This window comes from Prosthecobacter sp. SYSU 5D2, from assembly GCF_039655865.1.
Taxonomy (GTDB): Bacteria; Verrucomicrobiota; Verrucomicrobiia; order Verrucomicrobiales; family Verrucomicrobiaceae; genus Prosthecobacter.
In genome coordinates, this window is sequence record NZ_JBBYXL010000015.1 from 83,913 (window position 1) to 96,337 (window position 12,425).

The window sequence follows — 12,425 nt, forward strand, 5'->3', positions numbered from 1 at the left end:
AAAATCCAGCGACAAGACATGCTAAGTCTTGTCATACACAAAGAAGATTCATTCGTCACCCTTGGAAATTAAGAAATCTTTCCCTCAACCTGCTAAGACGATACTGGAGCCAGTCTGTCATCCATCTCCCACTGCTTGTGAGTGATAAAGGAGCCGTGCTTCAAAAATCGTTCCACCGCCTGCAACACCAACGGCCGCCACATGATGAAAGTGTGATCCGCAGGCGTCACCATGAAATCCGCCTGCCCCTCCACCCAGCCGCCTGCGACACTGACGATGCCGTCGGATTCCGGCCCCAGCAGCTTGCGGAAAAAGGGGATCATGGCCCGGTTCCCCATGATGATGCCCGTGCCCGGCGGCACGGCCCCTAGCTTGCGCGGGACGCTATTTTCGTCCTCCCCGAGCTCCGGTACCACCGGCCCCAGCAGACGCCGGACCCAGGGTCTGCTGCCGAGCTGCCTCAGCACTTCACTGCCCTGATTTGGCGGGCCGAGCATCACCGTCCGGCCCAGAGGAAAACCGGGATCACGTGTCACTGCCCATGCGCGAAAAAGGATGCCGCCGAGCGAATGCGTCACAAAATGCACACGCGCTCCAGAAGCCGGCTTCAGCTTCTCCAGCGCCGGTTTGAGGTAATTCTCCACAGCAATCTGGACCGTCACACGTCTTGAGGGATAACCCACAGTGACCACCTGATATCCCGCCCGCCACAGCCAGAAACGCACTGCCAGCAGACTGCGCGGGCTGCGCCCGAGGCCATGGATCAAAACCACGATGTCCCGAGTGTGTGACTTCATGCCTGACCAGTCCATCCGGTTTGTGCCATCGTCAACCGCTGGCTTGCCGCTGCTGCCACGGTCAAGAATCGTCAAACACCCAGCAAGAATGAGCAGCAGCGTTGCATTGCCTCGCACCGGGGCCTTGGAAGAAGCTGTACATTGATCATGCCCAACCAACGTACCATTCAGCTCGTCGCCAGCGGTGACCTCCGCCTTTCCGCCAACCAAACCTGCTGGCCTGCCCAAAAGGCCATGGAAGACGCCCTGGCCAAGGCCCTCAAAGCCGAAGGTTACGAGGTAAAAAGGGCGCACCCTTACGATGCCAAAAAGAAGCACGGCTTCATCGCCAGCCAGCGCGAGGGCATCGAGGTCTTTCGCAGCATTGATCCGGATGCGCCGCTCATCGTGGCCGAGGCTGTGTGGCAGTATTCCCACCATGTTCTCGCCGGCCTGACCACCCATCGCGGACCCATCCTCACCGTCGCCAACTGGAGCGGCCAGTGGCCCGGTCTTGTCGGCCTGCTGAACCTGAATGCCTCCCTGACAAAAGCCGGAGTGAACTACTCCACGCTCTGGAGCGAGACTTTCACGGATGCGTTCTTTAAAAACGGCCTTCGTGAATGGCTGGATACTGGCAGCGTCACCCATGACCAGTCGCATGTCCGCGATTTATCTCTGCTGAAAATCCCGGGCGATGATGACACCTTTGGCCGCGACTTTGGCCGCCGGTTCCGACATCACAAGGCCATCCTGGGGGTCTTCGATGAGGGCTGCATGGGCATGTACAATGCCATCATCCCGGACAACCTTTTTCATGCCACCGGCTGCTTCAAGGAACGCCTCAGCCAGTCCACCCTCTATGCGGCCATGCAGACCGTCAGCGATGACGATGCTGCCGCCACTTATGCCTGGCTGAAGAAAAAAGGATTGCAAATGCAGTTAGGCCAGGACGAGGCCACCGAGCTCACTGAGCCGCAGATTCTCCTGCAGTGTAAAATGTATATCGCTGCTGTCCGCATCGCCGACGAGTTCGGTTGTGATGCCATCGGCATCCAGTACCAGCAGGGGCTCAAAGACCTCACGCCAGCCAGCGACCTGGTGGAAGGCATGCTTAACAATGCCGACAGGCCGCCCGTCCACAGTGCTGACGGTAAGCGCATCCTCTTTGAGGGCGAAGCGCTGCCGCATTTCAATGAAGTGGACGAATGCGCCGGACTGGACGGCCTGCTCACTTACCGCCTATGGCGTGAACTGGGCTTTGCGCCCGAGAACACCCTGCACGACCTGCGCTGGGGCCAGAAGTATGACAAGGAATACGTCTGGGTGCTGCTCATCAGCGGTGCGGCCCCGCCGGCCCATTTCATCGGCGGGTGGAAAGGTGCCAGCACCGAGCGCCAGCCCAGCATGTACTTCCGCCTCGGCGGCGGCACCATGAAGGGCATCAGCAAACCCGGCCACATCGTCTGGAGCCGCGTCTTCGTCATGGACGGAGCGCTGCATTGCGACATCGGCGTGGCGGAGGTCGTCAAGCTGCCGGCGGAGGAAACCGAGCGCCGCTGGCAGGAAACCACCCCGCAATGGCCGATCATGCACGCCGTGTTTAAAGGTGTGTCGCGTGACCAGATGATGGCCCGCCACAAGTCCAATCACATCCAGGTCGTCTATGCGCCTAACGAAAAGCAGGCCCACCGCGCCGCCCGCATCAAGGCCGCCGCCATGAGCGAGCTGGGCATCCACACCTCACTTTGTGGAGATGTGAGACTGGCCTGATTAACTTCCTACGCGTTTTCTTCCCCCCTTATGGTTCTCTTTTGCAGAGTGGCCTTGAGGGGGGTTTTTGCATCTTTGACGATCTGTTGAATCTACCCGCAAGGCTTCCGGATTCCCGGCGTTCATTCCTCTGTCATGCGCCGTCTTCTTGCCTTCCTTTTCTTCTCCGCCGGTCTTCTTCAGGCCGCCCCTCAGCCTAACATGGTGTTCATCATGATTGATGACCTCGGCTGGGCTGATGTGGGTTTTCATGGCGGCAATGCCCCCACGCCAAATCTCGACAAACTGGCCGCTGAAAGCCTGGAGCTGACGCAGCATTATGTGGCCCCGGTTTGCAGCCCTACGCGCACCGGGTTGATGAGCGGACGTTACTGGAGCCGTTTCGGCATCACCAGCCCCCACTCCGGACAGGCAATGCCCTTTGATACCGTCACCCTGCCAAGTGCCCTGAAGAGCGTCGGTTATGAGACTTGCCTCACTGGCAAGTGGCACCTCGGCTCCAAGCCGGCATGGGGTCCCAATCATTTCGGTTTCGACCACAGCTACGGCTCACTGGGTGGCGGAGTCGGCCCCTATGACCACCGTTATAAAGAGGGCGAATACACCCATACCTGGCATCGCAATGGCGAGCTGATCACCGAAGAAGGCCACGTCACCGATCTAGTGGCCAAGGAGGCCGTGCAGTGGATCGGCAAACGCAGCGACAAGCCATTCTTCCTTTACGTCCCCTTCACTGCCGTGCATCTGCCCGTGAAGGAGCCGGAGGCCTGGGTGGCCAAAGTGCCCGCTGCCATCACCGGCGATGTCCCCCGCCACTACGCCGCCTGCATCATGCACATGGATGATGCCGTGGGTCAGATCATCGCCGCCCTGGAAAAGGCAGGCAAGCGGGATAACACGCTGCTCGTCTTCACCAGCGACAACGGTGGCAGCACTTCTGAAAACAATGACCGCAAATACCCGGACGACAACTACCCCACCGGCAAAATCACCGCCAGCAATGCCCCCCTGCGCGGCATCAAAGGCGATCTTTATGAAGGCGGCATCCGTGTGCCCACCCTCGCCAACTGGCCCGGCACTTTGAAAGCGGGCAAGTTTGAATCCCCCGCCATCATCAGCGACTGGATGCCCACCCTCTGCGCCATCGCTGGCTATGAACCCGCCACGGACCTGAAATGGGACGGTATCAGCCTCTGGCCTGCGCTGAAAGACGGGTCCGAGCTGCCAGAAAGGCTCCTCTACCTCACCGGACCCGGCTTCCGCGGCAGCGCTGTACGTGAAGGCCCTTGGAAACTCATCGTCACCCAGGCCAAAGGGCAGCCGCAGTCCGCAGGCCCGGCCCAGCTTTTTAACCTCGCACAGGACCCCAACGAGACGACTGACCTGGCCGGTAAGGAGGCTGATAAGGTACAGCACCTGCGCACGAAACTCGCCAAGGTGGCCAAGGCCGACAAAGATGCGCAGGTGAAGAAGTGAGGTGACTCTGAGTTCTGGAGTTCGGAGTACCGCATTCATGCGGTCTGTGACGTGTGCACTCCCCCCTCCCAAAAAAGAAAGCCGGACAGCGATGTCCGGCTTTCAAATTCAATGCTCAGTCAATAAGACCTCACTTCGGCTCATGCATGGCGATGCAGTGCAGGGCACCGCCTTCCATAACGAGGTCCTTGGAGGTCACGGAGATGATCTCGCGGCCAGGGAAGCATTCGGCGATCTTGTCTTCCGCAATCGCGTCCTTCTTCTTCTGGCCGAAGATGGGGACCATGACGGCGTTGTTCAGGATCATGAAGTTGGCGTAGCTGGCCGGCAGGCGGCTCAGGCGCCAATCCTTGGCCTCGATGGCGTTGGGCATCTCAATCTCGATGATCTCCAGCTTGCTGCCGTCGGCGGTGCGCACATCATCGAGCTGCTCACGGATCTGCTTCAGCACTTTGAAGTTCGGATCGTTTTCTTTGGATTCCGTCATGCAGATGACGGCGTCTTCACGGACGAAGCGGACGATGTCATCAATGTGGCCATCGGTGTCATCGCCTTCGATGCCTTCCTTGAACCAGACGATGTTGGACACGCCCAGCATGCCCTTCAGCTCTTTCTCCATCTCGGCCTTGGTGCGGGCCTTGCCGTTGTTGCGGTTAGGGTTCAGCAACACGGCTTCTGTGGTGAGCAGGAGGCCTTTTCCATTGGTCTCGATGGCACCGCCTTCCAAGGTGAAGTCGGACGTGAAACGCTCCATCTTGAGTACCTCGGCCGCTTTCTCCGGGATGGTGTTATCCAGCTCATAGGGGAACTTGCCGCCCCAGGCGTTGAAGTTCCAGTCGGTGATGGCGATCTTGCCGGTTTCGTTATGCTTGATGAAGATGGGGCCATGGTCCCGGCACCACACATCATTGGTGGTGTGGTTGTACAGGTCCACCATGTTCAGAGCGCCTTCATTGTCGGCAATGCTCAGGCGGATGCTCATGTGCATCATCTCCGGGGCATTGATGCGCACGCGCTGATAGCGGGTCAGGTTCGCGGCGATCTCTCCAAACTTGTCCTGCAGTTTGAGATAGGTCTTCGGGCAGCTCTCCTTGTTGGAGGGCCATGAAAGCCAGACGGCTTCCTGCGTTTCAAATTCGGCAGGCAGGTGGTAGTTCTGCGGGTATCCTTTACTCATCGAGGTAGCGTTTGGTCAGAGGGGCGTAAGTGTCAATGCGACGATCACGGAAAAATGGCCAAATGCGACGAAAGTCTTCCACCGCCTGCAAATCGCAGGTCACAATGACGACTTCTTCGTGTTCGACTGAACCCTTGGCGACGATTTCGCCATAGGGGTTGGCCACAAAACTCTGGCCCCAAAATTCCGTGTCATCCTGGAAACCGGTGCGGTTCACAGCGGCGACGAAGCAGCCGTTGGCCACCGCATGGCCGCGCTGCACCGTCTCCCAGGCGCAATGCTGTGCGCTGCCCAACTCCGCCTTTTCACTGCTGAGCCAGCCGATGGCGGTGGGATAAAAGAGAATCTCCGCGCCGGCCAAGGCGGTCAGGCGCGCGGCCTCCGGGTACCACTGGTCCCAGCAGATGAGGACGCCGATGCGGCCAAACTTCGTGTCCCAGACTTTGTAGCCGAGGTCACCAGGCGTGAAATAAAACTTCTCCTCGAAGCCCGGGTCCTGCGGGATGTGCATCTTTCGGTACTTCCCCAGGTAGCTCCCGTCCGCATCCACCACGGCGACGGTGTTGTGATAAAGACCGGGGCCGCGTTTTTCAAAAAGCGGGACAATGATGACGACGCCCAGCTCCTTGGCCAGGACGGTCATGAGGTCAGTGGTGGGCCCTGGGATGGGCTCAGCCAGGTCAAACAGGGCCGTGTCCTGCCGTGTGCAGAAATACGGGATGTCGAAGATCTCCTGCAGGCAGATGATCTGCGCCCCTTTCGCCGCCGCCTCACGGATCAGCGCCTCATGCCGGGCATGGCTTTCGGCCTTGCTGGCATAAGTGGTGCCTTGGATCAGGCCGAGGGTGACGGTGGACATGGGGGCGCGGAGGATTGAGAGATCTTGGTGGGGTGCAAGTGAAGATATGCATTCCCTTGGAGATGAAGAATACGCCCCCACAGAGCTGCGTCAAAGAACATGAGCCGCTTCTTGCCATGTGAAGAAGCATTTAATGCTAGCCAAAGCAGGGGCAATCTCCTAGCTTGGCATGGCATTTATCCCCACACTCCCGATGAAATACCTGTTCGCCGCCTTGTTGCTGTTTGGCTGTTCCTTCTCCATTGAAGCCGCCGAGACCCCCGCGAAGAAAAAAGCTCCGGCCAAGGCCAAGGCTGAGACCAAGGTGGAAGTTCCTTCTGCGGAGGCTGTCGCCACGGCCAAAACTCTCACGCCGTCTCAAAAGACGAAGTTGATGGACATCATCAATAAAGGCGATGATGCCGCCCTGCAATCCCTGCCAGGCATCGGTCCTGCGAAGGCGCAGAACATCGTCAAGGCGCGCCCGGTGGCGACCCCGGCGGATCTGGTCCTCGTGGACGGCATTGGCGAGGCCACCCTGGCTGAAATCGTGGCCCATGCCAAAGCGGGTTTCCCTGTGGCAGAAGCCAAGACACCAGAGGCCAAGAAGAAATCGGCTGCGAAGAAAAAAGCCAAAAAAGAGTAATCGTCACGGCTGAAGGGCGAATCTTTGATGCACATGCGCCGGTCATGCCTGGGGGACATCGCCCTCCAGGGCCGGACTCAGATCATCCTCCATACATTCCATGAACCCTTGGTTTTACGTCGATTCAGAAGGTCAGCGGCATCAGGTCACTGAAGAACAGTTGCAGTCCCTGGCGGCAGCCGGTGCTGTGCGCCCGGAGAGCCTCGTCTGGACAGACGGCCAGGCCCAGTGGAGCCGGGCCGACCTGGTTCTCCCTGCTTTGTTTAAAGGCACGGGTTCCACCCCACCACCGCTTGCGGGTCCACCCCCGGTTCCGGGGGGCCGGGGCATGCGTGCGCATGATGTAGATTATGAGATCCATGGCAATGAAATGCAGATCGTCGAGGTAGAGCTGGATCCTGGCGAAACTGTCATCGCCGAGGCCGGCGGCATGAACTACATGGATGACGGCATCGTCTTTGAAACCAAGATGGGCGATGGCTCCTCCCCCACCAATGGCGGCCTGATGGGCATCCTGAAAACTGTCGGCAAGCGTGTGCTCACCGGCGAGTCCATTTTCATGACCCACTTCACCAACCGTGCTCCGGCCGGGAAAAAACGCGTCGCTTTTGCTGCGCCCTATCCGGGGAAGATCATTCCCCTGAAGCTCACGGATTACGGTGGTGAGATCCTCTGTGAGAAAGACGCCTTCCTCTGCGCCGCTTTCGGGACTGCTGTCGGCATCGCTTTTCAAAAGCGCTTCGGGGCCGGACTCTTCGGTGGTGAAGGATTCATTTTGCAGCGGCTTCAGGGCGATGGCATGGCCTTCATCCATGCCGGCGGTACCATCATCAAAAAGGAGATGCGCGGTGAAACTCTGCGGGTGGACACTGGCTGCCTCGTCGCTTTTACCAAAGGCATCAGCTATGACATTGAGCGCGCGGGCAATCTGAAGAGCATGTTCTTCGGCGGGGAAGGGCTCTTCCTCACCACCCTCACCGGTCATGGCACGGTCTGGCTGCAAAGCCTGCCCTTCTCCCGTCTGGCTGACCGCATCCTGGCCAACGCCCCTTCCGCCGGTGGCAAGGCCACGGGTGAAGGCTCTGTCCTTGGCGGCATCGGCCGCATGTTTGACGGGGAATAAGCTTTTATCAAGGTTGCAGCTACGGGGTTGGTGCAGAGTTCAATGCCCAGCCCCGCATTTTTCATCAGCTCCTGACGCGTCAAATAGTGATACCTTCGCACTTGTTTCCGTTAGAGGAGGGAGATTCAATACCGCCATGCTGACACGCCGTCGTCTCCTCTCCTCAGGCACAACCAGTCTGGTCAGCCTCGCCAGTTCCAGACTGGCTATTGCAGCTCCTCTTTCCACCTATGCACGTCGCGTGCTGGAGAAAAAACCCTGCGGCTACTGGCGGCTGGGTGAAAAGGCCGGACCCAATGTGGCGGATGCTTCCGGCCAGGAACACACTGGCACGGCTCATGGCGCAGTGACCTTTGGCCAGAAAGGCATGCTGGACCGCGATGCCGACACCGCCCTGGTCTTTGACGGCAAGACCTCCTATGTGGAGATCCCCAGCCATCCGTCCTTCAGCCAGCCCACCAGCGGTGCTGGCCTGACTGTGGAAGTCTGGATGCGGCCCGATGTGCTGGACTTCACCGGAGAAGGGGAGGAAAACTACATCCACTGGCTGGGCAAGGGGGAGTCTGGCAAGCATGAATGGGCCTTCCGTTTTTATCCCCGCCAGTCTTCCCGGCCTAACCGCATCTCGGCCTACATCTTCAGCCCGGGTCCGGGTCTCGGTTCCGGCGCTTACACAGAGGAAGAAATCAAACCTGGCAAATGGATCCACATCGTCGCCACCTATGATCCCGGTGATGCCACCAACCCCAAAGCTGGCGTGACCATGTATAAAGATGGCAAGATGACCGGCAGTCCCGCCACCGCGCCGGGTGCTCCGTATAAAAGCTATGATGTCATGCCTGTTGCAGGCACCGCCCCTTTGCGCATCGGCACCCGCGATACCAAAAACTTTTTCGTCGGCGCCCTGGATGAGCTGGCCATCTATCCCCGTGTGCTCACAGCCCGCGAGGTAGCGGATAACTACCGTGCCGGCAGGGCCGGATAATCCTCTCATTGATTCACGCCGCCACCTGTCCACTCGCCGGCCCCACCTTCAGGCTGTCTGACCACTCGCGGGCAAAGTCACGCTGGCAGCGGCCATTGATCATCGCGATGATGACCACGGCGATAAGCGCACCCAGGCCTGCCAGCGCCATGTCCTTGTGCGCATCCCACACATCTCCCTGGGTGCCAAGATACGCCGCCCCCAGATCCCCGCCAAAGACCGTCGCCGCCGCCCACTCGATGAGCTCAAAGAGGGCCGACGAGGACAGCATGACATCCAGCGGCAGGAAGTAGGACCAAAAGCCCCGCACCCGCGCCACCCTCAAAAAGATTTCCCGAAACGGATACGCACACAGCAGCCCGTAGAGAAAATGCAGCAGCCGGTCAAAGTGGTTGCGCTCCCAGCCCATCCTTTCATTAAAACTGTCTCCCGTCAGCGCCCGCCACCACTCATCATACGGCACCTTTTCATACGTGTAATGCGCACCGATTTCATGCAGGCAGAGGAACACAAAAATCAGTGTGTGCGATACCCGCGAAAACAGCCGCCGTTTCCAGCCCCAGATCAAAAGTGCAAACGCAGGTACCAGCAGCACGTTCTCCAACAGCCAGTCATGCCGGTAGGACGGGTTCACCGCCAGCACCGCCCACCACACGGCAAAGAGCACCAGAAGCGTGCAGGTGTACCTCTCGTAGCTCAGTTTCATGGGGGTCATGAAACGGGAGCGCGGAGAAGGTGCCGTGCAATCGGAAAACACGGTGGCGGTCTGACCTTACGAAACGATCACTTCCCGCCCGCCATCGCCTTCAGTTCCACCAGCAAGGCCTGGATCTTTTTGCGCAGGGCCAGGAACTCGGCGCTGCCTTTTTCCATCTTGCTGAGCTTCTCATTCAACTCGCGGATTTCGGCGGCTTTGGCGCGGCGGTCTTCCTGACCTTTGGCTGAGGCGGGGCCTTCTTTGGGCTCCACATCGTCCCAGTCATCGGTGCGGAAAACGGAGGCAGGCAGGTCCTCGCTGTTGACCAGATTCGCGCCTTCGGGATTGGAGGCCCAGGCGTAGCGGACGGCGGCGGGTTGCTTTACTTTCGGGCTGCTCACCAGGACGCTGTCCTTGCTTTCAATTTTTGCATCCGCCCAGTGCCACACGCGGTCGGCTCCGGCGATTTCAAAACGCTTCAGGTCACCATCTCCGCGCACGGCCAGTCCAGTGCCGACATGGTCAAAGGTGATCTTCATCGCTCCATCCTTGACCTCGCTGGATTTATAAAGAGGGCTGCTGTAAACGAGATCGCGGCCGTAGTCCTTGGCCAGCGCCCAGCGGGCCAGACGGTAGCCCGGGGTCATCTTGTCCTTGGGATGGATGTCTGCCACCTCACCGACATCATTGATGACGGCCATACCGGTCTTGGGGGTGGTTTCCAGGATGTGCCGCATGCGGTCCTGAAGCAGCGCCCAATAGTCCTGCGTTCCCGGCTCGGTGGACGGGGCGCGGTAGTTGGCCAGCTGCACAAAGTAAAAAGAGAAGTCATCGCCCCAGCGCTCGCGCCAGTCGCGGATCATCAGCGGCAGCGTCTGGTCATACGGCACCGCACCGGCCTTGGCATTGCCTTCCCCCTGATACCAGATGGCCCCGCGCATGGTGTAGCCGGCGAATGGGTTGATCATCGCATTGAACAGCACGCCTGGCTTGCCTTCGGTCAGAAGCGGAGGCTTGGGTGCTGCGGGTTTTTTCGGCAGGCGCTTCCGCTGTTCCGCAGATTTGCCCTTGGCCGCAGCCATGGTGGCCTTCCAGGTTTCCAGTTGCTTTTCATACTGCGCATCGGCAGTGGCCTGGTCATAGGCGGCCGCCTCCTGCATCAGCTTGTCCACCATCAGCTTCGTGCCTGGCAGCGTGTTCAGCGCCTCGCGGCTGGTGAAGGTTTCCACCGGCTTGCCGCCCCAGCAGGTCTTCAAAACCGCCACCGGAATGCCCAGATCCTGGTGCAATTTCAGCGCAAAGAAAAACGCCACTGCCGAATACCCCGGCACCGTCTCCGGACTGCACAGCGACCACTCGCCCTCGATGTCCTCCTGCGGTTCTTCCGCCGTCACCAGCGGGGCATTGAACATGCGCAGCGCCGGGTAGTCCGCCTTGGACATCAGCTCCTCATAAGCCGGCACCCGGTTCATGGTGAAATACATATTGGACTGACCTGATGCCAGCCACACCTCCCCCACCAGCACATCGGCCAGCGTCAGCGTTTTGTCCCCGGACGTCACTTTCATCTCGGCCCCTTGGGCATCGGCAGCACCTGTCTCAATCTCCGCCCGCCACTTGCCTTTGGCATCCGCCTTTGCCGTCGCCGTCTTGCCTTTGAAGGCAATTGTGACCTCTGCTTCCGGCTCCGCTTTTCCCCAGATGGCCGCTGCCCGCTCCCGCTGGAGCACCATGTAATCGCTGAAAAAATGTGGAAGCGAAAGCTGCGCCCAGGCGCCGGCAGGCAGCCCCAGGCAGATCACGGCGAATAAGGAACGGATGAGCATTTTCATGGCGGTGGTGCAGCCTGAAAACGCCGCGAATGTCCCGACCTATCGCCCATTTGCTTACCACCACGCCGCCCGTCACGGTTTCAGCACCTTGCGAAACAGGGTCACCAGGTTCAGCCCGAAGATCTTCTTCAGTTCCTCTTCCGTATAACCCCGGCGGTGCAGCTCTGCCGCCACGGTTTTCCAGTGCCCGATGTCAGACAGCTCCGGACTGGTACGATGCGGAGACAACCGGTCCCAGCCGCGCAAAGGGCTGTCCGTCGCGACGGAGAGGTGGTCCACTCCGATGACCTTTTTCATGTGGTCCAGGTGATCACAAAACTCCGGCACGCCGCGCCCTTTGGTCTTGTGGTTTTCAATGATCCAGCCCACGGCGGTCACGCCAACCACCCCACCCGTGGCCGCAATCGCTTTCAAAGCAGTGTCCGACTTGTTGCGGTCACGATCCGTCACGGCACGTGCCCCTGCATGGGTGCAAACGACAGGAAACTTGGACAGGCGGCAGGCATCCAGGGTGGTTTGCTCATTGCAGTGGGAGATGTCCACCAGCATGCCCAGGCGGTTGAGCTCGGCGATCACCTTTTCCCCAAGCGGTGTGACGCCGCCTTCCTGGTCATTGCCGTAGCCCATGACATCCTCCGGCGCCTGCTCGGTATGGGAGGCGCCATAGGCCAGTTGAAACACGCGCAGCCCGCGCTCATGGAATTTCTCCAGATTCTGGATCCCGCCTCCCATGGGGTAGGGAGACTGCACATACATCAGCACGCCGAACTCGCCCTTCTCGCGAATTTCCCGGATGTCCGCAAAGGTGCGGATGATGCGGGCATTTTTATACAGGCCCTCCTTGAACCGCTCCGACTGGTTGTCAAAGCTAGCCTGGGTGCTGTAGCTCATGATAACCATGTTGCACCCCGTTTCCTGCTTCAAGGGCTTGAAGTCCCAGGGGCCTTCCGGCGACGGATAGGGATGTCCCTTCCCGCGATGGGTGTCGTAGTACGTGCCCAGGCCGTCCACAATGAAGTTGCTGGCAAAGAAGGCTTCCACATCAAACGCTGCAGCTCCGCGAGGGAACATTGCGCAACATGCCAGCATTAAAATACCTAGC

The 12,425-nt window shown here is 59.4% G+C and carries 11 protein-coding genes and 1 pseudogene; 6 read left to right on the forward strand and 6 right to left on the reverse strand.

What is annotated here, in order from left to right; genetic code table 11:
- Positions 1 to 92: 92 nt before the first annotated feature.
- The gene (locus WJU23_RS22005) at positions 93 to 797 is read right to left on the reverse strand and encodes an alpha/beta hydrolase (protein WP_346334790.1); all 705 of its coding nucleotides are present in this window, start codon (positions 795 to 797) and stop codon (positions 93 to 95) included.
- Positions 798 to 944: 147 nt separating this feature from the next.
- Here WJU23_RS22005 and WJU23_RS22010 point away from each other — a divergent pair, with 147 nt between their 5' ends.
- Positions 945 to 2,549, forward strand: a complete 1,605-nt coding sequence (locus WJU23_RS22010; RefSeq protein WP_346334791.1) for a fucose isomerase — start codon at positions 945 to 947, stop codon at positions 2,547 to 2,549.
- Between the two features lie 135 nt (positions 2,550 to 2,684).
- Positions 2,685 to 4,025, forward strand: coding sequence for a sulfatase-like hydrolase/transferase (locus WJU23_RS22015; protein WP_346334792.1), 1,341 nt, complete (start codon positions 2,685 to 2,687; stop codon positions 4,023 to 4,025).
- 130 nt (positions 4,026 to 4,155) lie between these two features.
- On the opposite strand, the gene WJU23_RS22020 is transcribed toward WJU23_RS22015, so the two are convergent.
- Complete coding sequence (locus WJU23_RS22020; protein ID WP_346334793.1) at positions 4,156 to 5,202, reverse strand: agmatine deiminase family protein; 1,047 nt, start codon at positions 5,200 to 5,202, stop codon at positions 4,156 to 4,158.
- The gene (locus tag WJU23_RS22025) at positions 5,195 to 6,061 is read right to left on the reverse strand and encodes a carbon-nitrogen hydrolase (protein WP_346334794.1); all 867 of its coding nucleotides are present in this window, start codon (positions 6,059 to 6,061) and stop codon (positions 5,195 to 5,197) included. The genes WJU23_RS22020 and WJU23_RS22025 overlap by 8 nt, the downstream gene beginning before the upstream one ends.
- Before the next feature lie 193 nt (positions 6,062 to 6,254).
- On the opposite strand from WJU23_RS22025, the gene WJU23_RS22030 reads away from it, so the two are divergent.
- From WJU23_RS22030 to WJU23_RS22045, 4 genes and pseudogenes are all read left to right on the forward strand, one after another.
- On the forward strand, positions 6,255 to 6,686 hold the full coding sequence (locus tag WJU23_RS22030; protein WP_346334795.1) for a helix-hairpin-helix domain-containing protein: 432 nt from the start codon (positions 6,255 to 6,257) through the stop codon (positions 6,684 to 6,686).
- 100 nt (positions 6,687 to 6,786) lie between these two features.
- Positions 6,787 to 6,918: pseudogene (locus WJU23_RS22035) on the forward strand (DUF4339 domain-containing protein); the annotation flags it as partial.
- A gap of 96 nt (positions 6,919 to 7,014) precedes the next feature.
- The gene (locus WJU23_RS22040; RefSeq protein WP_346334816.1) at positions 7,015 to 7,809 is read left to right on the forward strand and encodes a TIGR00266 family protein; all 795 of its coding nucleotides are present in this window, start codon (positions 7,015 to 7,017) and stop codon (positions 7,807 to 7,809) included.
- 136 nt (positions 7,810 to 7,945) lie between these two features.
- Positions 7,946 to 8,794: a LamG domain-containing protein gene (locus tag WJU23_RS22045; RefSeq protein WP_346334796.1), complete on the forward strand. Its 849-nt coding sequence runs from the start codon at positions 7,946 to 7,948 to the stop codon at positions 8,792 to 8,794.
- Positions 8,795 to 8,807: 13 nt separating this feature from the next.
- On the opposite strand, the gene WJU23_RS22050 is transcribed toward WJU23_RS22045, so the two are convergent.
- The 3 genes from WJU23_RS22050 to WJU23_RS22060 all read right to left on the reverse strand — a co-directional run bounded on the left by WJU23_RS22050 (position 8,808) and on the right by WJU23_RS22060 (position 12,394).
- On the reverse strand, positions 8,808 to 9,500 hold the full coding sequence (locus WJU23_RS22050; RefSeq protein WP_346334797.1) for a DUF2238 domain-containing protein: 693 nt from the start codon (positions 9,498 to 9,500) through the stop codon (positions 8,808 to 8,810).
- 77 nt (positions 9,501 to 9,577) lie between these two features.
- A complete protein-coding gene (locus tag WJU23_RS22055) occupies positions 9,578 to 11,323 on the reverse strand; it encodes a sialate O-acetylesterase (protein WP_346334798.1) in 1,746 nt (581 codons plus the stop codon).
- Between the two features lie 72 nt (positions 11,324 to 11,395).
- Entirely contained in the window at positions 11,396 to 12,394 is a 999-nt protein-coding gene (locus tag WJU23_RS22060) for a membrane dipeptidase (RefSeq protein ID WP_346334799.1), read from the reverse strand.
- Between the last annotated feature and the right edge of the window lie 31 nt (positions 12,395 to 12,425).